The organism is Kitasatospora sp. NPDC001309 (assembly GCF_042896295.1).
Classification (GTDB): domain Bacteria; phylum Actinomycetota; class Actinomycetes; order Streptomycetales; family Streptomycetaceae; genus Kitasatospora.
The window spans coordinates 13,786-37,365 of sequence record NZ_JBIAXC010000041.1; the positions used below are offsets into that span (position 1 = coordinate 13,786).

13 protein-coding genes are annotated in these 23,580 nt (G+C 74.3%); 11 read left to right on the forward strand and 2 right to left on the reverse strand.

From position 1 onward, the window contains the following. Positions 1 to 3: 3 nt before the first annotated feature. From ACFY2K_RS32405 to ACFY2K_RS32430, 6 genes are all read left to right on the forward strand, one after another. Positions 4 to 4,539, forward strand: a complete 4,536-nt coding sequence (locus ACFY2K_RS32405; RefSeq protein WP_387716225.1) for a DUF6603 domain-containing protein — start codon at positions 4 to 6, stop codon at positions 4,537 to 4,539. Between the two features lie 5 nt (positions 4,540 to 4,544). Continuing rightward, positions 4,545 to 7,250, forward strand: a complete 2,706-nt coding sequence (locus ACFY2K_RS32410; RefSeq protein WP_387716227.1) for a DNRLRE domain-containing protein — start codon at positions 4,545 to 4,547, stop codon at positions 7,248 to 7,250. Then, entirely contained in the window at positions 7,247 to 11,677 is a 4,431-nt protein-coding gene (locus tag ACFY2K_RS32415) for a discoidin domain-containing protein (protein WP_387716229.1), read from the forward strand. The genes ACFY2K_RS32410 and ACFY2K_RS32415 overlap by 4 nt, the downstream gene beginning before the upstream one ends. A gap of 75 nt (positions 11,678 to 11,752) precedes the next feature. Further along, the gene (locus ACFY2K_RS32420) at positions 11,753 to 12,244 is read left to right on the forward strand and encodes a hypothetical protein (RefSeq protein WP_387716231.1); all 492 of its coding nucleotides are present in this window, start codon (positions 11,753 to 11,755) and stop codon (positions 12,242 to 12,244) included. After that, a complete protein-coding gene (locus tag ACFY2K_RS32425; RefSeq protein WP_387716233.1) occupies positions 12,241 to 13,179 on the forward strand; it encodes a hypothetical protein in 939 nt (312 codons plus the stop codon). Before ACFY2K_RS32420 ends, ACFY2K_RS32425 begins: the two co-directional genes overlap by 4 nt. Positions 13,180 to 13,201: 22 nt before the next feature. Continuing rightward, a complete protein-coding gene (locus tag ACFY2K_RS32430) occupies positions 13,202 to 14,830 on the forward strand; it encodes a hypothetical protein (protein WP_387716235.1) in 1,629 nt (542 codons plus the stop codon). Positions 14,831 to 15,030: 200 nt separating this feature from the next. On the opposite strand, the gene ACFY2K_RS32435 is transcribed toward ACFY2K_RS32430, so the two are convergent. Next, a complete protein-coding gene (locus ACFY2K_RS32435; protein ID WP_375894624.1) occupies positions 15,031 to 15,387 on the reverse strand; it encodes a beta/gamma crystallin domain-containing protein in 357 nt (118 codons plus the stop codon). Between the two features lie 468 nt (positions 15,388 to 15,855). On the opposite strand from ACFY2K_RS32435, the gene ACFY2K_RS32440 reads away from it, so the two are divergent. The 5 genes from ACFY2K_RS32440 (at position 15,856) to ACFY2K_RS32460 (ending at position 22,337) form a co-directional block, all read left to right on the forward strand. Further along, complete coding sequence (locus tag ACFY2K_RS32440; protein WP_387716276.1) at positions 15,856 to 17,334, forward strand: peptidoglycan DD-metalloendopeptidase family protein; 1,479 nt, start codon at positions 15,856 to 15,858, stop codon at positions 17,332 to 17,334. Positions 17,335 to 17,345: 11 nt separating this feature from the next. After that, on the forward strand, positions 17,346 to 18,815 hold the full coding sequence (locus ACFY2K_RS32445; RefSeq protein WP_387716237.1) for a hypothetical protein: 1,470 nt from the start codon (positions 17,346 to 17,348) through the stop codon (positions 18,813 to 18,815). 174 nt (positions 18,816 to 18,989) lie between these two features. After that, entirely contained in the window at positions 18,990 to 19,769 is a 780-nt protein-coding gene (locus ACFY2K_RS32450; protein WP_380594776.1) for a serine/threonine protein kinase, read from the forward strand. A 14-nt stretch (positions 19,770 to 19,783) separates the two neighbouring features. Beyond that, entirely contained in the window at positions 19,784 to 21,145 is a 1,362-nt protein-coding gene (locus ACFY2K_RS32455; protein WP_380643097.1) for a serine/threonine-protein kinase, read from the forward strand. A gap of 130 nt (positions 21,146 to 21,275) precedes the next feature. Continuing rightward, on the forward strand, positions 21,276 to 22,337 hold the full coding sequence (locus ACFY2K_RS32460) for a BTAD domain-containing putative transcriptional regulator (protein ID WP_387716239.1): 1,062 nt from the start codon (positions 21,276 to 21,278) through the stop codon (positions 22,335 to 22,337). Between the two features lie 108 nt (positions 22,338 to 22,445). Here the strand turns inward: ACFY2K_RS32460 and ACFY2K_RS32465 are convergent, their stop codons facing one another. Then, positions 22,446 to 23,570 (reverse strand): alpha/beta hydrolase, encoded by a 1,125-nt coding sequence (locus tag ACFY2K_RS32465; protein WP_380525741.1) that lies wholly within the window; start codon positions 23,568 to 23,570, stop codon positions 22,446 to 22,448. Positions 23,571 to 23,580 lie beyond the last annotated feature (10 nt).

Here is a 23,580-nt window from a genome sequence, read left to right on the forward strand (position 1 = left end):
ACCATGGGGCTGTCCGTTGCGGCACTGCGCGCGAGGATCGAGGCGTCCGACGGAGGCGCCTTCACCCTCGGAGCCGCCGACCTCGACCTGCCGACCGCGGGCGAACTGTTCCAGCGGCACCTGGGCGCCGGAACGCTGAACCTCGCCCGGTCCGTCGCGCTCACCGAGGAGTTGAGCGTCGCGGGCGAGCTGCTGCTCTCCGGCGCCGCCACACCGCTGCCCGCCCTGGTGTGGTTCGCCACCGACCGGGACCCTGACGACCCGGCGGCCGGTGACGACGACGAGGCCCTGGTCACCGGCCTGCAGATCGACGTCTCGCTGCCCGACTTCACCGTGCCCGCCGGCCACCTGGACCGCGAGCTGGATCCGGCGGTGCTGCGCACGGTGGGCTTCGACACCCTCCACCTGCTGCTCGACGCCACCGCCGCCATCGACGACGACCGGACCGACGACCACGCCCGCCCGCGCAACGGCATCGGCGCCGAGTTCCCCCTGCCCGGCGCGGGGCCGCGACAGCGCGGCTACGCCGTCGGGTTCTGCCCGGAGCAGGCCGGGTGCGCCTGGAGCCTGGCGGGCGACTTCGCGGACGTCCCGCTGCGCGACCTGGCCGACCTGGCGGTGCTGGGGCCCGGCCTGGGGGCCGGCGACTTCGCGATCCCCGAGGAGTTCGGCCGGATCGGCCCGCTGGCGATGAGCGGCCTGTCCGTCACCTTCCACCCCGCCGACCAGGCCCGGGGCATCACCGCGGCGATCGTCTCCGCGGGCGTGCGGATCGAGCTCGACACCACCTTCGACCTGTTCCCCGGCGCGCTCGGCGTGTCCGGGCTGTTCGCCGAGTTCACCGTGACCCACGTGGGCCGCCCCCGGGTGCGCAGCCTCTTCGGCGGCACCCTCACGCTCGCCGGCGACACCGAGGCGCACGCCGAGGTCCGGTTGCCCGACTTCCGGGCGGTCGCCCGGCTGCTCGCCCCGGTGCCGCTCGCCCCGCTGGCCGCCGCCTACCTCCCGGGCCTCGGCCTGCCCGAACTCACCGTCTCCGAGCTGCGCTTCGAGGGGACCGCCGGCAAGGGCGCACCCGCGTTCGGCCTGGACCTCTCCGTGGAGGGCCCCTGGGAGGTCCTGCCCGGCCGGGTCGCGCTGACCGACCTCGACCTCGCCCTGACCGTCGACGGTGACGGCTGGACCGGCGAGCTGGAGACGGCCTGGCAGCTGGGCGGCGGCCAGGTCGGCGTGTCGGCCGAGCACCAGGACGGCGTCTGGCGCTTCCTCGGCCAGGCGACGGGCCTCACCCCGGCCGACCTCTTCGGCGTGTTCGAGGCCGACGTCCCGGCGCTCTTCGACGAACTCGAACTGCTCTCGCTGTCGGTGGAGTTCGACGGCTCGGGCGAGGAGATCGCGCTGGGCGGTGCCCTGGCGTTCCCGATCGGCGAGGCCGACGCCGTGCTCACCCTCACCACGGTGCTCACCCGGCGCCCCACCGGTGGCGGCTACGAGAAGCAGGTGACCGGCCTGCTCACCGTGGTCGTCCCGGGTGCGGGCACCGAGGAGCCGGACGGCGGGGAGGAGCTGCTCGGGGAGGACCTGCGCCAGGAGGACGCTCCGGCCGGTGTACGGACGGCCGGGCCGCGCACCCTGGTCTTCGCCGTCGACTACCGCGAGGACGCCACCGGCACCACCGTCACCGGCACCTGGTCCTCCCCCGAAGGGGTCCGCCCGACCGATCTGGTGGCCGCGCTCGGCATCGACCTGCCCCGACTGCCCGAGGCCCTGGAGCCGGCGCTCACCGCCCTGGCCGTCCGCTACGACTCCGCCACCGGCCAGGTGCTGCTCACCGCCACCACCGAGCACACCGGCTGGGTGTACGCCACCCGCCCCGGCTCCGGCCAGGGCAAGCCGCGCCGCACCACCGCCGCGGCCCGGGTACGGCTGGACGCCCGCGCCTCCGGGCTGCCCCTGGTCGGCGACGCCGTCCCGCCCGGCTCGGACCTGGCGCTGCCCGGGCTCGCCGTCACCTCCGCCCCCGAGGGGTGGAACGACCAGCAGGCCCGCGCCCTCAACACCCTGCTGGACGGGCTGGACGGCGCCGCCGAACGCCGCCTGCCCCGCTTCGCCGTCGGCGAGGCGGCCCGGCCGGGGGTCGCGGTCCAGATCGAACTGAGCATCGGCGGCGAGCCGCAGGACCCGCTCGTCCTGCCGGTCACCTCCCCGCCCGGGCGGGCGCTCACCGCGCGCGGCCCGATCGCCGCCCGTGCCATCGCCGCCCGTGCCCAGGAGGACGGCTCCGCCCGCGAACTCGGCGTCGTGCTCGGCCCGGTGCGGCTGCACCGGCTGGGCGTCGCCGTCGTCGACGGCCGGCTGGTGATCGCGCTGGACGCCACCATGGCGGTCGGCCCGCTCACCGTCGACCTGCTCGGGCTCGGCTTCGGCCTGGACACGGACTGGTCCCTGACCCCGACCCTGCGCGGCGCGAGCCTGGCGCTGGAGCGGACCGGCCCGCCCCGGGTGGTCATCGCCGGGGCCTTCACCCGGATCGACGCGGGCCCGGAGTTCGAGCCGGCCTTCGCCGCCGCCGGACGGATCGAGATCCAGGACCTCATCGTCCTGCAGCTGGCCGGGAGTTGGGCGCGCAACAAGGCCGGCTGGGACTCGGTCTTCGGCTACGCCGAACTGGTCGCCGGCCGCAACCGGATCAACGGGCTCTTCACGGTCGGCCCGGTGACCTTCACCGGCGTCGTGCTCGGCTTCGGCGTCAACAGCACCGTCCGGCTGCCCGCCACCCACGAGGTGAGCGAGTTCCCCTTCGTCAAGCGGCTCGGCGCCGCGCCCGGCGAGCCGGGCGGCGAGGTCGAGAAGCTGTCCCCGACCGAGGCACTGGACCGACTGGTCGGGCAGGGCGGCTGGGTGACCCCGGCGCAGGGCCAGTACTGGGTGGCCGGCGGCATGGAGTTCACCGTCTACCGGTTCATCCAGGCCCGCGCGGTGGCCCTGGTCGAGTGGGGCCCGGCCGGCTGGAAGGCCGTCCTGGCGGGCAGTACCTCGCTCGCGCTGCCGCCCACCCGTGGCGCCGGGAGCACGGCGGCGCGGCGGGGCGAGGTCTCCCCGCACGGGGAGGCCGCACCGCACGACGGGGCCGCACCGCTCCTCTTCGGCAAGCCGCTCGGCCAGGTCGTCGTCGACTTCGTCTTCGCCTACGACTCCGCGCTCGGCCGCTTCTCCATGGACACCGTCATCGCCGAGGGCTCCTACCTGCTGGACCCGCAGGCCAGGCTCACCGGCGGCATCTCCCTCTACGTGTGGGGCAAGAGCCTGCCCGGCGTCCCGAAGGGCTTCGTGCTCACCGCGGGCGGCTACCACCCGCGCTTCCGCGTCCCCGCGCACTACCCGAGGCCGCCGCGGATCGGCTGGCTGTGGGAGCGCGGCCCGGTGTCGATCCGGGCCGAGGCCTACGCCGCGCTGACCGACGGCGCCTTCATGATCGGCGGCGAGCTGGCCGCCGTCTACGACAACGGGCACGGCATCAACCTGCGCGCCTGGTTCACCGCCTACGTGCACGCCCTGGTGCAGTGGAAGCCGTTCTACGCCGACCTCGCGCTCGGCCTGCGCATCGGCGTCGCCGCCACCGTCAAGGTGCTCTTCGTCCGGATCCGGGTCTCGCTGGAGGTCGGCGTCGACCTCCAGCTGTGGCTGCCGCCGATCGGCGGCCGGGCCAAGGTCAAGGTCTGGTTCATCTCCTTCACCCTCGGCTTCGGCGCCGACCGCAAGGGCGCGCCGGCCGCCGACTGGGAGGAGTTCCAGCTCCAACTGCCCGCACCCTCGCGCGCCGCGCTGAAACAGGGCGGCGAGCTGCCCGACGTCACCGAGGCGGAGACGGCGGCCCGGCAGGCGGCGGCCGCCCCGGAGCTGGTCCGGATCGACGGCTTCACCACGGCCGTCGAGTCCGCCCTGCCCGCGTCCAGGATCACCCTCAACGGCGACCTGTTCGCGGGCAGCGACACCGCCCGGATCGACATCCGGCCGATGAAGCTCACCGGCGTGGTCTGCGAGCAGATCGTCGAGATCCTCGACGAGCAGGGCCGGCGCTACGGCTGGCAGGAGGCCGGCTGGGAGATCACCGCCTCCCGCGAGGGCCTGCCGCAGGCGCTCTGGGGCCGGCCGCTGGCGAACCCGAACCAGGCGCTCGACCAGGACGGCCTGGTCGACGGCTGCCTCACCGGGCTGACCATCGACGTCCCCGGCCCGACCCGGCAGCTCGGCGTCGGCCCGGTGCCCTCCGCCGCCCTCGACGTCGAGGGGCTGCCGCCCGGCCGGATGCCGCTGCGCGACGGGTCCGTGGCCGGGCCCGCCCCGGTCTTCGAGGAGGACGGTGTCGGTGTGATCACCCGCACCCTCACCGGGGCGGCCGCCGAGCGCACCGCCGTGCACGACGCGCTGGCCGCCCTCGGCCTCGCCCCGGGGAGCGACGGCCCGCTGGACCGCACCGCCGAGCTCCTCGGCCACTCCCTGACCGACGCCCCGATGCTGACCGAAGCCCAGAGGTGACCGCCGTGCCCACCCGCCCCGACCTGGACGTCAGCTTCTACGACCACCTCGTCCCCAAGGCCACCGCCGGCGTCTACACCGTCACCGTCGAGCACCGGCTCAGCAAGGACGGCCGGCCCCTGGACACCGCCGCCGAGCTCCCCCCGGCCGAGGGCCGGTACGAGATCCGCGCGGCGCGCTTCCACCTCGACCCGAGCTCGGTGCACGCCCTCTACCCGGCCGCCGGCGCCGCCGGTCGGTACACCCACGTGCTGCCGCACGTCACGCTCACCCGCGCGGTCCTGCCCTGGGAACGGACCCTGGCGAAGCGGTCCGTACCGGCCCCCTGGCTGGCACTGCTGCTGCTCGCCGAGGGGGAGGCGCTGGACGACCCCGCCGCCGCCGGCGAGTTCACCGACCGGCCGGTCGGCGAACTCCGGCGCCCCACCGAACCCGGCACCGTCGGGCCGGAGTTGGGCGGGGACATCGACGACACCCTGCCCTGCCGGACGATCGACCTGCCGATCGGGGTGTTCCACGCGATCGCCCCGCGCAAGGCCGAACTGCTCGACCTCACCCACGTCCGCGACGTCGAACTCGCCCCGCAGCGCCGGGACGACGGCGAAGTGCTCACCGAGGGCGCGTACGCCGTCCTGGCCGCCAACCGCTTCCCGCGCACGCCCGGGAGCTACGCCGTCCACCTGGTCTCGCTGGAGGGCCACCTCGACCGGCTCGAACCCGGCACGCTCGCGGACGCCGGGCACATCCGGCTCTGCAGCCTGTGGTCCTGGTCCTTCACCAACGCCCCCGACGGCACCCTCGACCCCGGCACCCTGCTGCGCGACCTGGTCGCGCCCGGCACCGCGGACCCGGAGCGGCTCGCCCTGCGGCACACCCCGCCCGCCGGCGGGGGCGACACCGCCGCCGAGCGCCACATCCGCACCCGGCTGCACCACGGCTACACCGCCCTCCCCCAGCGCACCCTCGCCGGGGAGTCCACGTACGCCTGGTACCGGGGCCCGTTCACCCCGCTCACCGCCCCCGAACTGCCGCGCGAGGCCGTCGAGGGCCCGCACAGCACGGCCGACCACGCGCTGGTCTACGACCCGGCGTACGGCGTCTTCGACGTCAGCTACGCCGCCGCCTGGACGCTCGGCCGCACCATCGCGCTCGCCGACCCCGAGTACAGCACCGAGATCGTCGAAGCCCGGCGGGCCCTGGCCAACCGCGCCGCCACCCTGGCCGCGCTCGGCGCCGACCCGGTCCGGGCCCGGCAGGACCCGGACGCCCTGCCCGGCGACACCGCCCTCGGCGCACTCGCCGCGGCCGGCCTCGGTGCCCGGCTGGTCCAGGCCCTCGGTGGCGAGCCGCGCCGCGCACCGGCCCCGGCCCCCGCCGCCCGGACCGCCCGCGTCCGACCCGCCCGCGTCCGGCCCGCCGCCCTGCTCGCCGACCCGCGCGCCCGCGCCTCGCTGGCCGCGGTCGCCGAGGCCGTGACCCCGACCGCGCCGGACTGGCTGGAACGCCTGGCCCTGCTGCGCGGGGTGCCCTTCCCGCACCTGGTGCCCGATCCGCGTCTCCTGCCGCCGGAGAGCCTGCGGGCGTTCCGGATCGACGAGGGCTGGATCGAGGCGCTGGTCGCGGGCGCCGCCGACGTCGGCGCCCACACCTCGACGGACCACGCGCTGGCGCCCCTGCTGCGCGAACGCCGGTTCCGCGACGGCACCCGCCTGCCCGCCGCCGGGCTGCTGATGCACTCCGAACTCGTGCGCGCCTGGCCGGTGTTCGACCTGATCGCCACCCGGGCCGGCGAACCCGTCGAGGAACTGCGCCGGGACCACCTCGCCCCCGACCTCCTGCTGGTGCTGTGGGACGCCGTCCCGGACTCGGTGAGCATCCGCGAGCCGGGCCAGGGCATCCACTTCGGCGTCAACTCCGAGGCCCGGATCAGCCTGCGCCACCTGACCGGCAGCGCCGTCGGCTACCCGACCGGCACCGAGTTCCCCGACCCGGCGAGCGGCCGTACCGTCTTCGACCACCTGCGCCCGGGCCAGGGCGGGCGCCTGCCGGACGTGCTCACCCTGCACGGCGACGGCGGGCTGCTGCCGGCCCTCGCCACCGCCTGCGGGAGCGACCTGTCACCGGGGCGCTTCGCCCTGCAACTCGTCAACGCGCCGCTGGAGCAGCTGCTGCTGCCCGCTCCCCGGACCGACCTGCCGTGCGAGGCGGACACCTTCGTCCAGTACGGCCAGGGCCCGGTCGACGGCACCCGCCACGAGCTGATGGTCAAGAACGAGGGGCCGGCCAGCTCCGTCACCAGGATCGCCTACCTGCGCTTCGACGCCACCGGGCTCCCGCCCGCCGACCGGATCGCCCGGGCCGTCGTCCGGGTGCACGCGGCGGCCAGGGACGCGGGCGGCTTCGACCTGCTGCTGCACGGCACCGGCAACGACTGGGCGGAGTCCGCGCTCGCCTGGGCCGACCGCCCCGAACTCTCCGCGCAGCCGCTCGCCCGGGCCCGCCTGGGCGCCGTCGACGCCTGGACCTGGCTGGAGTTCGACGTCACCGACCACGTCCGCGCCCGCACCGGCGGCCGGGTCTCGGTGGCGCTCACCAAGGCCCAGGCCGCCCGGGAGCTCGCGGTGATCACCTCCCGCGAGGGCACCTCGCACCGCCCCGCCCTGATCGTCACCACCACGCCGACCTCGAACGCGGGGGACTCCGACCGATGAGCGACACCGACCTGATCGTGCCCGTCCAGGTGCACGCCCTGCTGGTCAACCGGAAGGTGCGCACCCTGCACCCCTTCCACCGCCCCCAGCCGAGCTTCGACCGGATGCTCGGCACCCAGCCGAAGACCAAGGGCCGGGGCGCCGCCGAACCCGAGGCCTTCACCGGAGGCAAGGAGGTCGGCGGGGACGCGGGCTTCGAGGGCGTGCACCTCCAGTGGCAGCTGCCCGAGGCGCTCACCGACGGCTTCGTACCGGACGACGGCCAGGACACCCGCTTCCCGCTGGTGCCCAACCGCTGGCTGGTGGTGCGCTACGCGTGGGTGCGCGGCGCGCGCAAGGTCCGCGGCTGGGTGGTGCACAGCGACTACCTGTACTCGGACGACGAGGGCGCCTCCTGGGACGACAAGGAGGCGATCAACAGCTTCGTCGACCCGCGCCGCGAGGAGCCGGAGGTCGACTGGCTCGGCCGCCGCCACGTGCTGACGCCCGGCACCCCCTGGCGGGAGCCGGAGGCCAAGCGGTCGCTGTTCCTGAACGCCGCCGGCGCCGGACTGCCCAACTTCGCCGCCTTCGAGCCGTACCACGAGAACGTGTTCGCCCTCCACGACGACCTCCAGGACCTCAGGGACCCGGCACACGGCGACAGTTACCCGCCGGACGCCGAACTCTCCTACCTGGTCGCCGGGTGGTACAGCGACACCGACCACGACTTCCTCCGGGCGGCGGCCGCCATCCCCGGGCTGCTGCCACCGGACGCCTCCCCCGACTCCGCCGCCGAGGTCGTCGCGGCGCTGGGCTGGACCCTGGCCGGGCGCGGCGCCGCCGTCGCCGGGGGCCTGGGTACGGCGGCCGGGCACGGCGTCGAGCACCTCCTCGACCACCAGGACGACACCTACTACCTGAGCGCGAACGCCCCCGTGCGCTCGGACCGGATCACCGTCGACCTGGGCACCGTCCAGGACGTGAGCTCGCTGCGCGTCCTGGCCGGCGACCCCGACGACGCCCACCTGCTGCCCGCCGTCCGGGTCCAGACCTCGGTGGACGGCACCGACTGGCCCGCCGCGCACCACCAGGACTACGACGCCGGCACGCCCGTCCTCGAGTACTCCCCCGCCACGCCCGTCCGGGCCCGGTACGTCCAACTGTGGCTGCTGGAGGCCGGACCGGAGCCGGTCGCCGTCCGGACCTTCGAGGTGACCGCCGCACCGGCCCTCGGGCGCAGCGTCTACCACGGCACCGCGCTCGGCCTGGAGTGGCGGCACGACGGCGACGCCCCCGAGGACAGTCGGCCCGACCCCAACCGCACCGACGTCGCGTTCGGCCACAGCACCGGCGAGGCCGCGGCCGAGCTGTTCGACCGGCAGAGCGACCCGCAGCACGACTCGCCGCGCACCGCGCAGCTGCTGAACGCGCTCTACCACGGCACCCTGGACACCTTCGACGGCCCGGACGGCGACCGCGACCTCGCCGAGACCACCCGGCGCAGCTGGTTCTCCGGCAGCGAGGGCGGTCACCGCTGGCAGATCCTCGCCCGTCCCGATCAGGACCCCGGGGCCGGGAGTCGCCGGGCGCCGGCCGTCGCGCCGGAGTGGCTGGCCCGACTCAACGCGGACCAGGCCGAACACGACTCCCGGCTGCGTGAACTGACCGAGCACCAGTGGCGGGTGTGGGCCCTGCACTGGCTGCGCCACCTGCCGGAGGGCGAGCGGCCCTCGCAGTTGCCCGAGGGGTTCGACGACGAGTGCGACCGGCTGCTGGAGCCCGCCAACGAGGGCCCGGCCAAGGACGCCGACGACGCCCTGCGACGCATCGAGGAACTCCGCGGCCTGATCCCGTGGCCCGAGCCCGGCCAGGACCTCCAGGACGTCGCCGACACCTGGGCCGCCGAGCGGGGCCTCGACCCGGGCCTGCAGCTCCGGCGGCAGCCCGGTGACGCCTTCTACAAGCCCGCCGACCCGGTCCTGCTGATCAACGGCAGCGGCGGCGGCACCGTCCCGCTCACCCGCGACCGCGACAACCCGCTGCCCTGCCGACTCGGCACCGACCTGCTGCGCGAGGTGATGATCGGCTCCTCCTGGAGCCCGGTCGAGGCGAGTCCACCCGACCCCGGCCTCACCGGCCTGCCCGCCGCCTGCGCGGCACTGCTCAAGGAGTTCGCCCTCCTGGAGCGCGCCGCCCGCACCGCCGACGGCGCCCGCACCGCGCTGCACGCCGTCGTGGAGAGCCCGGCCACCCGCGCGCGCGGTCCGCTCGCCGAGTACACCGCGCCCTGGCGGCAGCCCTGGCTGCCGATGACGCTGATGTGGAAGCTCAGCTGGTTCCCCACCCCCTACCGCAGCGACGGCACCACGCACTGGACGTTCAGCCCGCCCGATGACGGCATCGACGCCCACCACTACACCTGGGACGGCACCGGCACCCTGGCGGCGGACTTCGAGAGCGAGGGCGACGTCCTCAACCGCCTCTTCCGCTCCCGCGCCTACCTCGCGCCCACCACGGTGTACGTGCTGCGCGAACAGCTCGCCCGCTACCGGGCCAGCCACCCGGGCGCCGACCGCGCCGCGCTGGCCGGACTGCGCCGGGAGCTGGAGCCGCTGGACGTGCTGTCGCAGACGCTCGACGGGTTCAACGACTGGCTGCTGCAGCTCGACGGCGGCGCGCAGGTGCCCGTCGAGGGCGCGGTCGCCGGGCTCGCAGGGCCGCAGAACCACGTGCCCGACCCGGCGACCGGCGCGTTCACCGACCGCCACCAGCCCATCCGCGCAGGGCAGTTGTTCCTCACCGACCTGCGCCTGCTCGACCGCTTCGGCCGCTGCGTCGACCTGGTCACCTCGGGCGACGAGGGCAACTGGTACGGCCAGTACCCGGTGCTCACCGCCTCCGTCACCCCGAGCCACCCGCTCTACACCGAGCCCAGGATGGAAAACCCCGAGCGGTTCGTCCAGCTGCCGCCCCGGCTGCTCCAGGACACCCGGCTGGCCTTCACCCAGGAGCCGTCCGGGCGCAGCGACGGCCTGGCCGGCTGGCTGCTGGTCAACCACCTCGACCAGGCCCTCGGCGTGTACGCACCGGACGGCGCCGCCGTGGGGGACGTACGGATCGTGCTCACCCCGGACTCCGGCGAGGCCGCCAGGTGCGTCCCGCTGCCGCACTCCCCGTACACCGGGCACACCGACCCCCGGCTCCTCGCCGACCATCCCGAACTCGCCGGTTTCCTGGCCGGGTTGATCGACCGGCCGGACTCGGCCGGGGCGTTCCGCGCGCTCGTCGCCACCGTCGACCGCAGCGTCGCGGGCATCGTCGACACCGCGCCCGAGTCCGGGCCGCTGCCCGCCCGGCTGATCGGGCGGCCGGTCGCCCTGGTCCACGCCACCCTCGACCTCGAACTCCACCACCAGTTGCCGACCGACCCGTCCTGGGACACCGTCCTCGAACCGGTCACCGGCGCCCACGAGGACGAGGACTGGAACATCCGGCTCGGCGACCCGGAGCGCCTCGACGACGGCCTGATCGGTTACTTCGCCGGCGCGCCCGGCGAGCGGGTGGACTACGGCCTGCTGCGCGCGCTCGACCCGGCCGCCGACAGCGACTACCTGGACCCGGTCACCGACGGCGGCGACCTCGCGCTGCCCGCGCGCCCGCCCGTCCGGCGCCGCTTCCGGCGCGTCACCATGATCGCCCACCCGCACCTGCCGGTGCACGCCACCACCGACATCCTGCCCGTGCACGCCCTGCGGCTGGACGCCGAGCAGGTGCACCGCGCGCTCGGCGCCATCCGGGCCTCGTTCCGGCTCAACCCGCTGCTCGCCACCACGCGCGACCTGCGCCGCTTCGACACCACCATGGCCGTCGACCCGGCGCACCCGCTCGGCAACATCGCCGGACGCGCCCCGGCGGCGGCCGAGTTCCGCAGCCTCGGCGCACCGGCCGCCGGGAGCACCGTCGTGCTCGACCTCGGGTCGGTCCAGCGGCTCGCCGGGTACTCCCTGCTCACCGGCACGGCCGACGGCTCCCACCGGCCGGGGAACCCGGTGCTGGAGTACTCGGAGCGCGGCGAGCCGAACGGCTGGCGGCACCTGCCCTACGACGCCGAGCAGGCGGTGAACGAGCACACCCTCGACGAGGCCGTCCCCGCGCGGTACGTCCGCCTGCGGCTCACCACCGGCGCCGACGGCGTCTTCGGCATGCGGCGCTTCGCCGTCACCTGCGACCCGGACGACGCCGCTCTCCTCCTGCCGCCGCTGTCCGCCCGCTACGGCACCTGGAGCTGGGCCCAGCCGCAGGCGACCGCCACGGACGACCTGGACTGGGACGAGCGGCCGCTGTTCCCCGCCGACCACCTCAGCCACCCGGACGACCCGGCGCCCACCGCCCGGGCCGGCTACCTCCAGCTCCACCCGGCCGCGCCGAACCCCCCGGCCCGCTGACCCGCCGACCGCTCGTCCGCTGACCCGCCGAACCCCGACCCCGGCCGCCACCCACCACCGGAAGGACCGCGCCGCATGGCCGTGACCGCCACGACCGACCTGCTCCGCTACACCCTCACCACCTCCCCGCCCGACCTCGTCCGGGCCACCGCGGGCCACCCCCGGCAGGCCCGGCTGGAGATCGCCGTCACCCGCAACCCGGCCGCGGACGGCGTCCCCGACTGCCGCAGCATCACCGTCGAGGTGCCGACCGGGGACGGGGCCGACGCCCTCACCGCCCGTGCCGAGCGCATCGACACCGCCTACCGGGCCCCGCACGGCCGCAGCTGGCACATCCGCGCGACCACCCCGGAGCCCGGCCGAACGGTGTTCACCTGCACCCCCGAAGGCCCGCGCGGCAAGGCCGGGTTCGACGACCGGGAGGACTTCACCCTCGTCCTGGAACGCATCCCGCTCACCGGCCCGCCCGGCACCGTCCAGCTGCGCATCAGCGACGAGACGGCGACCGGCTCCGGCACCTACGCGCGGCGCAGCACCGTGCTGCCGGTGGCGGTGGTGGGCGAGTGATCGAGGTCATGGCCGCCGCGGGGGCCCTGCTCGACCTGGTCTGCGACACCAACCCCGACCCGGTCACCGTCTCCACCGCCACCGAGACCGAGCGGGCGACGGTCTTCCTGACCTTCCGCAGGCCGGCCGGGAGCGCGGACGTCAAGTGCCGCGCGCTCAGGGTCACCGTTCCGGTGGGCACCGCGGCCGGCGACCTGTCCCTCAACACCGACGCGGCCCACGCCGACGACATCGACGACTACCCGCGCGACAACGGCGGGCCGGAGTGGGACATCGAGCGCACCACCGTGCCGCCCGAGCCGACGGCACCGGGGCAGGTCACCTCGATCACCTTCACCTGCACCCCGCCGTCCGGCGAGACCACCTTCGGCGCCGGGCGGGAGTTCACGCTGCTGCTGTCGAACATCCCGGTCAACCGCACGGTCGGGGCCGCCCGGCTGACCGTGACGGAGACGACGCGGCCCGGCTCGGGGAGCACCGACTGGGCGGACCGGCCGACCGGGGTGCCGGTGGTCGAGAAGCTCGCGAACGAGTTCTACGTGCGGAACTTCTCCAGCCGGGTCGGCCGGGTCGCCCACGGGCAGGCCGCCGTCCTGGAGTGGGAGGGCACCCCGCAGAACAGCGAGTACTACCTCTACTGGGACGACGAGCCCGCGAAGCGGCTCCCCTCCACCGTCCCGCTCACCTACACCACCCACGCGCTCACCCGGACGACGACCTTCGTGCTCGACGCGCAGACGCGGAACGCCGCCAACCAGACGGTGCACCACTACCGTTCGACCACCGTCACCGTGAAGGACCCGGACGTCCTGGCCAGGACCCTCACCGCCGCCGACAGGCTCGCCGTCCACGACACCTTCACCGCCGACCGGACCGACGCCCGCAGGACGTGGGCCCGCACGACGGACTTCACCGGCGACGTGACCATCAGCTGACGACCCGAGGCGCCCCCATCCCATGGCAACCAGTCCGCTCGCGCCCGACGGCCGCCTCCAGGCCGAGTGCGTGCCCAGCCCGAACCCCCTTCCGGTCTCCACGCCGAGCAAGACCAAGAACGGCGTCCTGCGCCTGACCTTCTCCAAGCCCGACGGCAGCCCCGACGTCGAGTGCCGCTCCATCACCGTGTCCCTGCCCATCGGGACGGCGCCGACCGACCTCACGGACAACCCCGTGCCGATCGACGGCAACCAGGACGGCGGGCAGGGCACCTGGCTGATCGTCCAGCGCCCCTCGAAGGAGAACTCCCTCACCTTCGTCTGCACCCCCGAGGCCCCCGGCAACCAGGTCACCTTCGACGCGGGCCGCCGCTTCACGCTCAAGATCTCCGCCATCCCCGTCGCCCGCACCCCCGGCGACGTCCGGCTCACCGTCACCGCCCACACCGCCACCGACAACGACTGGGAGGACCGCCCCGTGGACACGCCCGAGGTCGGGAAACACCGTGAGGACGCCTCCGCGTTCTTCTTCCGCGCGTTCTCCAGCGTGCAGCCGCGGGTGGCGAACAAGGGCAGGGCGACCCTGCGGTGGGAGGGCAGCGAGGCGGGCACCGAGTACTGGCTGTCCTGGGACGAGGGCGCACCGGTGAAGGTCACCGGCCTCAGCCACCAGAGCCACGAACTCACCGACACCACCACGTTCGTCCTGGACGCCCGCACCAAGGGCGCCGACGGCCAGGACGTCCACCACTACCTGTCCACGACGGTCACGGTGAAGGACCCGGACATCGTCGCCAGGACGGTGACGGCGAGCGACAAGGTGACGGTGACGGAGACCTTCACCGCCGACAACAAGGCCGGGAAGAAGACCACGATCGGCGCCACCACCTTCGACGGCAACGTCACCGTCACCACCGGCAACACCCTGACCGTCGCCGGGCAGATCAACGCCAACGGCGGCGTCAACGCCACCACCCTCACGACCAGCGGCGCCCTCAACGCCAACGGCACCGTCACCGCGAAAGCCGACGTGATCGTCGAGTCCGCGTACGTCCTGCGGACCGATCACATCTGGTCCTCCGGCAGGAGCACGACCGGCACCGTCAACCTCCAGAGCAAGGTCGACTTCAAGCAGCCGGTCACCGCCAACAACACGGTCACCGCGAACCGGGACGTCACCATCGACTCCGGCTACTCCCTCAAGGCGGCGAAGATCTACGCCGCCGACGGGACCACGACCGGCACCGTCACCGTCAAGAGCAAGCTGGCCGTGGAACAGGCCGTGACCGCCATCGGCGCCGCCCAGACACTGTTCTCGGACTACCTGTCGGGCTTCGCCGACCGCACCTACACGGCCGCGGGCGGCGACGGATTCGTCCACGTCCGGCTCCAGAGCCTGCGGGCGGACACGTCGTCCAGCGCCTGGCAGTTGCACGCCCACCACCGCATCACCGTCAACGTCGGCGGCGTGGACTACCAGTCCTCGACCGCCCAGTCGGGGTGGAAGGACAACGGCACGTTCCCGGGCGACAGCGTGGTCGTCCCCGTCAAGAAGGGGCAGACGATCCGGGTCACCGCGCAGAAGGGGAGCACGGGCGCGTGGTTGGCGCTCACCTGGACCCCGCTCGGCGGCAGCGACGCGCTGACGTAGGAGCAGCCACCGGCCCCGGAAGAGCACGGCAGCACAGGCCGGTGCCGGCCGCGCCCGGAGGGCGTGGCCGGCACCGGTGAGCCGGGGGGAGCGAATTCACGTTACGGAGAGTTCGACGGCGACCCAAGTCCCGGGTTCTTCCGGGAGTGGCGGTACTACGGTCGGAGAATTGCCGTTCGGGGGCCCGCTCCGCCGGTTCGTCAGAGGATCTTGATGGAGTTCACCTTCGGCGGGTGGTTCGGGTACGAGATGTCCGTCCAACGGTTGACCCGCACCGAGTCGCCGTTGGCGTCGGAGTAGACCAGGTCGTTGTTCCCGGTGGAGATCCGGTCGACCCACCACCCGCCGAAGCCGATCTCCCCACCGTTCGCATAGCAGTCCACGCTGTCGCGACCGTCCAGGTGCGACCAGATCTTCAGGAAGTCATTACGGCTCCCGTCGCACGGGATGTGGTCGATGGCGAAGGCACTGCCGGACGGCACCGCCACGGTGAGGGTGGCCGCCGCGGCGAAGGCCATGGCCATCGAGCCCACGACCTTCTTGACATTCGAGAACATGGATTCTCCCCAGTCGGATCACATGAATAATCGGAGTCCGCTCCACAACGAGTTTCCGTTGCGTCGTGCTCGATCAGTATCCGGAACGCCTTTATGAGGGTCAATCGAACAGACCTTGGCGCACGGCGTTCTCGGTCATTTCCCTCCGGAATTTCGGCAAGGCGTGGGGCGTGTCGTTCCGGTGGGTTCACCCGATGACGTGTCGCGGCCTGCCGGGAGGAGACGGGGCGGCGTCCTCGCGCCCGGGGGGCAGTGTCGGTGGGGCGGGGCGGTGGTGTCAGTCCGGATGGTTCCGGGTTCCGGGGTGGGTGGCGGGTGGTTAGCGTGCCCCGGGCGGTCCGGAGGGGCCGCTGCCACGCGTCTTCAGGAGGTCAGGATGACCGCGCACCACCCCGGTCGTAGGGCTCGCCGCCGGTGTACGGCGTGAGGGGCCGAGCGGTGCCGGGCTCCCTTCCCCGGCTGGCGCTGATGGCGGCCGCGCTGCTGCTGCCGGTGGCCGTACCGGCCGCGCCCGCCGGGGCCGCGCCGACGGCGGTGGCCGGGTTCGCGGCGTCCTGCCCGGCCCGCGGCCAGATCTCCCAGGGCTACAGCCAGGAGCACAACGGCATCGACATCGCCAACGACTACGGCACCCCGATCTACGCGGTGGGCGACGGCGAGGTGACGGCCTCCGGGCCGGCACAGGGCTACGGCCAGTGGATCCGCATCCTGCACCCGGACGGGACCATCACCGAGTACGGGCACATGCGCGAGCGGGACGTGGCCGTCGGCGAGCACGTGACGGCCGGTCAGCAGATCGCGCTGATGGGCAGTGAGGGCCAGGCCAGCGGACCGCACCTGCACCTGCGGGTCTGGGCCGACGCCAACGCGACCGTGCGCACCGACCCCGTCCCCTACCTCGCGGACCGCGGCATCACCATGCCCTGCCGACCGGGGACCGGTCCGCGTCCGGCACCACTGGTGTATCCGGCGCAGTCCGGGAAGGTGGTGTCGGCACGCGGCGCGGACGGTCGCCTGGAGGTCTTCGCGGCCGGCACGAACGGCGTCTCGCACGCCTGGCAGACGGCGGTGAACGGCGCCTGGTCGGACTGGGAGTCCCTGGGCGGCCCGGGCGGCGCCGAGTCGGCCATCGGCCCGAACGCGGACGGACGCCTGGAGATGTTCGCCCTCAACGGCAGCACCCTCCAACACCGCTACCAGCTCGCACCCTCCGGCGCCTGGTCGAACTGGGAGACCTTCGGCGGCGGCGGCCACGACCTCGCCGTGGGCGCCAACCAGGACGGACGCCTGGAGGTCTTCGCCTCCGGCCCCGCGGGCCTCTTCCACAAGTACCAGACCGCACCCAACAGCGGCTGGTCCGACTGGGAATCGGCCGGCGGCGGCCCCGCCGACAGCGAAGTCCGCCTCGGCAAGGCCCCCGACGGCCGACTCGAAGTCTTCGCGCTCAACAACACCACCTTCCAACACCAGTGGCAGACCACCCCCAGCGGCGGCTGGTCCCCCTGGGAGACCTTCGGCGGCGGCGGACGCGCCCTCACCGTCGACCACAACGAGGACGGCCGCCTCGAAGTCCTCGCCTCCGGCCCCACCGGCGTCTTCCACAAGTACCAGACCAACCCCACCACCTGGTCCGACTGGGAGCCCACGGGCGGACCGGCCGACTCCCGGCTGACCAGCCAGCCGACGGCGGACGGCCGCGTCGAGGTCTTCGGCATCAACAGCAGCGCAGCGCAGCACATCTGGCAGACCGGACTGAACGCCCCGTACGGCCAGTGGGACACCTTCGGAGGCGGCGGCACCGGGATCACCACCGCGACCAACGCCGACGGCCGGATCGAGGTCTTCGGGACCAGCAGCGCCGGCGTCTACCACAAGTGGCAGACCGGCTTCTCCACCTGGTCCGACTGGGCCTGGCTCAACACCACCGCCGGCCCCGCCGTCAACTGAGGAGAGCTCACGTGACCAGCACACCACGCGCCCGTCGGGCGCCCCGCCGCGTCCTGCTGTCCGCGCTCACCGCGCTGGGCGTGGCGGCGGGCCTGACGGCGGGCGCCACGCCCGCGCCGGCCGCCACCGGCATCGACCTGTGCGCCGAGGTCGGCTACACCGCGGGCTTCCGGGGCGACGCCCTGGTCACCGCGATCGCCGTCGGCATGGCCGAGTCCAGCTGCAACCCCTCGGCGTCCAACGTCCAGAACAACACCCCGCCGTCCCGCGACCGCGGCCTGTGGGAGATCAACGACTACTGGCACCCCGAGGTCAGCGACGCCTGCGCCTTCGACGCCCAGTGCAACGCCAACGCGGCGTACCGCATCTCCAACGGCGGCACCAACTGGCAGCCCTGGTCGACCTACAACCAGCGCGCGCACGAGCGCTACCTCGGTGCGGCGCAGGCCGCGGTGGACCGGCTCGGCCACCACGACCCGGGCCCGGCGCCGTTGGTCTACCCGGCGAAGTCCGGGAAGGTGGTGTCGGCGCGCGGCGCGGACGGCCGCCTGGAGGTGTTCGCGGCCGGCACGAACGGTGTCTCGCACGCCTGGCAGACGGCGGTGAACGGCGCCTGGTCGGACTGGGAGTCCCTGGGCGGCCCGGGCGGCGCCGAGTTGGCCATCGGCCCGAACGCGGACGGACGCCTGGAGATGTTCGCCCTCAACGGCAGCACCCTCCAACACCGCTACCAGCTCGCACCCTCCGGCACCTGGTCGAACTGGGAGACCTTCGGCGGCGGCGGCCACGACCTCGCGGCGGGTGCCAACCAGGACGGACGCCTGGAGGTCTTCGCCTCCGGACCGGCGGGCCTCTTCCACAAGTACCAGACGGCGCCGAACAGCGGCTGGTCGGACTGGGAATCGGCGGGCGGCGGACCGGCCGACAGCGAGGTCCGCCTCGGCAAGGCCCCCGACGGCCGACTCGAAGTCTTCGCGCTCAACAGCACCACCTTCCAGCACCAGTGGCAGACCGCCCCCAGCGGCGGCTGGTCCGCCTGGGAGACCTTCGGCGGCGGTGGACGCGCCCTCACCGTCGACCACAACGAGGACGGCCGCCTCGAAGTCCTCGCCTCCGGCCCCACCGGCGTCTTCCACAAGTACCAGACCAACCCCACCACCTGGTCCGGCTGGGAGGCCGCCGGTGGACCGGCCGACTCCCGGATCACCAGTGAGCGCTCCCCGGACGGCCGGGTGGAGGCCTTCGCCATCAACGGCACCACCGCGCAGCACATCTGGCAGACCGGCGTGAACGCGCCCTACGGCCAGTGGGACGGCTTCGGCGGCGGCGGCACCGAGATCTTCGCCGCCGCCAACGCCGACGGCCGGATCGAGGTCTTCGGCACCAGCAGCGCCGGCGTCTACCACAAGTGGCAGACCGGCTTCTCCACCTGGTCCGACTGGGCCTGGCTCAACACCACCGCCGGCCCCGCCGTGGGCTGACACCCCCGGCAGTCCCCGGCGGCGCGGATCGGCAGGCACGGCCTGCCGGTCCGCGCCGTCACGTGGCCTGCACCACCATTCTGTTTATTGTCATGCTCAAGGAGGTAACGTTCCGTCCGTCAGGGCAACGGTCGGGGTGCGGCACAGGACAGCAGTGCGCGGGACGGGGGAACGGTGAGTGGGATTCTCGTCCACCTGCCGGAGGGGAACGGCGACGAAGCGGTGACGCTGCGGCTCGGGCCCGGGGAGCGGGCGCGCTTCGGGCGGGGCTCGGCCGGTACGCCGGTGGAGCTCCGGCTCGGCGACGAGTCGGTGTCCCGGCTGGCCGGGGAGATCCACGCGACGGACGACCACTGGCAGTTGAGCAACCTCAGCAACACCCACGCCTACCTGGTGGAGAACCCGGAGGGCGCCGGCGAGTACCTCCGGGTGCCGCCGCGCCGGATCGGCGCGCCGATCCCCTTCGAGTTCGCCCGGGTGGTGCTGCCCTCGCGGCGCGAAACCCCGCTGTCCTTCCAGGTGTTCGCGCCCGACCACGTCTACCTCGACCCGCACGCCCGCGGCGGCTCCTGGGAGAGCCGCACCATGACGGCGTACTCGCTGGACGAGACGGCCACCTACTTCCTGGTGCTGGTCGCGCTCTGCGAGCCGTGGCTGCGCGACCTCTCCCCCGCCGCCGTGCCCACCACCCCCCAGGTGGTCGCGCGGCTGCGCAGCCACCCCGCCTGCGCCCGGCTGACCGCGCGTGCGGTCAGCTCCCACCTCGACTACCTCGCCGACGAGAAGCTCCGCGTCGAGCTGCCCGACGGCGCGGGGCGCCCGGACCGCCGCAGCGGCAAGCGCGAGGCCGTCGTCGGGCTGGCGTTGAAGTTCGGCATCGTCCGCGAGGAGCACCTCGCGCTGCTGCCGCGCCCCGAGACGCCGGGCCCGGACGGTAGGGCTAGGGAACGGTAGGGAGGGCAGCGAGCATGCACGATCCGGCCTTCTACGGGGACGGCGAGGACCTGCTGCCACCCGGCCACCGGGTCGGCGAGTGGACCGTGACGGGGCTCATCGGCGAGGGCGGCTGGGCGACCGTCTACGCCGCGCGCCGGAGCGGGACGGGCGGCAACGCGGGAGGGGACGGAGGGGACGCGGACGGCACGGTCGCACTCAAGGTGCTGCCGACCGCCGGGCTCGCCCCCCGCCAGGCCCGCAGCGTCGCCGAAGCCGCCCGCCGCGAGGTCGAGTTGGCCCGGACGGCGCCGCACCCCCGGCTGGTCCCGCTGCTCGACACCCTCACCCTGGCCGCCCCCGACCACCCCGCGCTGGACGGCGCGATCGTCCTGGTCATGGAGCGCGCCCGGTGCACCCTGCGCGAACTGCTCGCCACCGGCGTCGACGAGGACCGGGGCGGCCGGATCGTGGCCGGCATCTGCGAGGGCCTGGCCCACCTGCACCGCTCCGGCTGGGTGCACACCGACCTCAAGCCCGAGAACGTCCTGATCGGCCGGGACGGCGAGGTCCGCCTCTCCGACTTCGGCCTCGCCATCGAACTCACCGGCACCCACGGCCACTGCGCCCCGATGGGCACCCCCGACTACCTCCCGCCGGAGCGGTGGAAGGAGCCGCTCGGCGAGCAGGGCGTCAAGATCCGGACCACCGCCGACATCTGGGCGCTGGGCATCGTGATCCACGAGGTGTTCGCCGCGGGCGTCCCGCCCTTCCCCGGCGCCACCCCGACCGCGCGCAGCGCCGCCGCCCAGCAGTACGCCGAGGGCCGCGCCGCGCTGCGCCTGGCCTCCGACGTCCCGCCGTTCTGGCGCGAGCTGGCCGCCGACTGCCTCGCCCCGAGCCACGCCGCCCGCGCCCCGCACACCGCGGAGAGCCTGCTGGCCCGGATCCGTGACCACCGGTCCGGACGGCGGCCGCGCCGCCGCAGCCGCCCGCGGCTGCGCCTGGCCCTGCTCGCGCTGGTCGCCGCCGCGACGGCCGCCGGTTCCGCCGCGGCGCTCTGGCCGCGCGCCGAGTCGCCCGGGCACCCCGGCCGGATCCGGGTCTTCAACGCCGAGCGCAGCTGCCAGGACCGCGCCGACCGCGACCCCGCGTGCAGCCTGGGCCTGGCCGTCGACCCGCACCGCCCGTACACGGCCGACAACGTGGTGCCCACCCGGGTCTGGCACGGCGACACCCTCGACGCCGACTGCCGGCTCACCACCGGCCTGCCGATCGTGGACGAGGAGGACCGCACCTCCACCCTCTGGTACCGGGTCCACCTCCCCGACACCGCCGCCGCCTGGCTCCCGGCCGTCCGCACCAAGGACCGCCCGGCCCTCGTCGACTGCCCCTGAGCGCCGCGGCGCACCGGGGGGCGTCCCGCGTGCCACTCCGGATCGTTCCGGATTCCGGGCCCGGCGGGGCCGCCACTACCTTGTCGACGGCGCCGGCCGGACCGGGCGGCGCGGAGTGCAGGGAGCAGCGATGTCGACGACCGCCATCACCACCCGGCCGAGCAGCGCCGAACTCGGGGACCAGGAGCGCGCGGTGCTCCGGGCGGTCGGCTGCGGTCTGAGAGACGACGAGATCGCGGCCGCCCTCGCCGTCACCGAGGAGGCGGTGGCCGGAGCCCTGGCGCGGGTCCTCGGGAAGCTCGGGCTGCGCGACCGGGCCGCCGCCATCGTGCACGCCTTCGACTGCGGACTGGTGGCGCCCGGCCGCGGCCCCCGTACGCCGGGGTCGGCTTCGGCTTCGGCACCCGGGTCGGCGTCGGTGCCCAACGGCGCCACGGTCCGGACGGCCGCCGCGAAGGTGCGGATCTCGGTGCTCGGCCCGCTCCGGGCGCAGCACGGCGGGAGGGACCTGGACCTGGGGCACCTGCGTCAGCAGGCCGTGCTGGCGGCGCTGGCGCTGCACCGGGGACGGACCGTCAGCCAGCAGGAGCTGCTGGACGGCGTGTGGGGGTCGGAGCCGCCGGTCACCAATGTGGTGCCGGTCCATGTGTACCGGCTGCGCAAGGCCCTGCGCCTCGGGGACTGTCCGGGCTCGGTGATCGAGCACGACCGGTACGGCTACCGCCTGGTCGCCGGGGCGACCGAGGTGGACCTGGCCCGGATGGAGGAGCTGGTCACCGCCGCCGGGGCGGCCCACCGGGCGGGCGACCTGTCGGAGGCGGTCCGGCTCTGTTCCCGGGCGCTGGACCTGTTCCGCGGGGAGCCGCTGGCCGGGCTGCCGGGCCCGCTCGCCGAACTGGAGCGGCTGCGGCTGACCGAGCGTCGGATCACCGTCGCCCAGCGGCGTTCGGAGTGGCGGCTCCGGCTGGGGCAGTACGCCGGGGCGATCGCGGAGCTGATGGCGCTGTCCGGGGAGCACCCGCTGAACGAGCCGGTGGCGGCGATGCTGATGGGTGCGCTGTTCCGCGGCGGGCGCCAGGCGGACGCGCTGGCCGTGTTCGACCGCACCCGCCGCAGGCTCGCCGACGAGCTGGGGGTCCCGCCGAGCCCCGTGCTGCGGCGGACGCAGCGGCTGATCCTGCGCGGGGTCTGAGCCCGCCCGGCGAACGGTACGGCGAGGGCCCCACCGGGGAGGTTCCCGGTGGGGCCCGTCACCGCACCACCTGGCACGGCCGGCACGGTCAGGAAGGCTCAGGAAGGGTCAGGAGGCGAAGGCCCGCTCCAGCCGGGGGATCAGGTCCCGGAGGTCCTGTTCCCAGCAGTAGGCGTTGTGGCCGCCGTTGCACTGGCTCCCCCAGGCGGAGCCGTCGCCGTAGTCGACGTAGTAGTAGGGCATGCCCAGGGCGTCCATGTGCTCCTTGACGTGCTTGGACGCGCCTTCGAGCCAGAACTCCAGGTCGGTGGGCGAGCCGTGTCCGTTGCCGACGTAGATGGAGACCCCGACGCCGGCGAGCCGGTCCATGTGCTGGGAGGGGTCGGCCGCGTTCCACCGCCAGTCCGCGTTGAACACCGGGTAGGGGGTGCCGAACAGGGCGTCGCTGTCCACGCCCGGCTTGTAGGGGTCGTTGTTCGGGTCGCCGCAGGACCCGGTGGCCGAGCCGCAGAGCGCGCCCTGGGCGTCGATGAGGGAGGCGACGACGGCCAGTCGCAGGTCCATGGAGTCGGCCGACAGGTCGATGTCCCCGGACAGGGACGCGGTCTGGCTGAACAGGTCGGGGCGGTCCTGGGCGTAGTGGAGGGCGCCGAACCCGCCCATGGAGACCCCGGCGACGGCGCGGCCCTTCTTGGTGGCGACGGTGCGCAGGTTGGCGTCGATGAACGGGATCACCTGGTTGAGGTGGAAGTTCTCCCAGTTCTGGGCGCCGAGCTGGGTGTTCTGGTTGAGCCAGTTCGCGTACCAGCCGCGGGCGCCGCCGTCCGGGATGACGGTGATCATCGCGTTGGACGTGGTCAGGGCCGGGTAGTTCTGCTGGATCGGGTCGTCGGGCGAACCGTGCAGGAAGTACAGCACCGGGTAGCGCCGGGTCGGGTCGTCGCCGTAGCCGCTCGGCAGGATGATCTTGATGTGGTGCTTGCCGGTGACCTCGGGGGTGGTGACGGTGAGGTAGAAGTTGGTGGGGCCGCCCACGCTCGTGTCGACCTGGGTCAGGCCGTACCCGTCCGTCATCCGCGGCGGTAGCCCGGTGCCGACGGCGGCGGTGGCCCGGGCCGGAGCGGTGGCCTGGGCAGGAGCGGCCGGGGCGGCCGTGGTGGCCGTCCCGAGGATGCCGGCGACGGCGGCCAGCAGGGCCACCAGCCTTCGCCGGCGGTGCGGTGTCCTCGTCATGGTGGTCCCC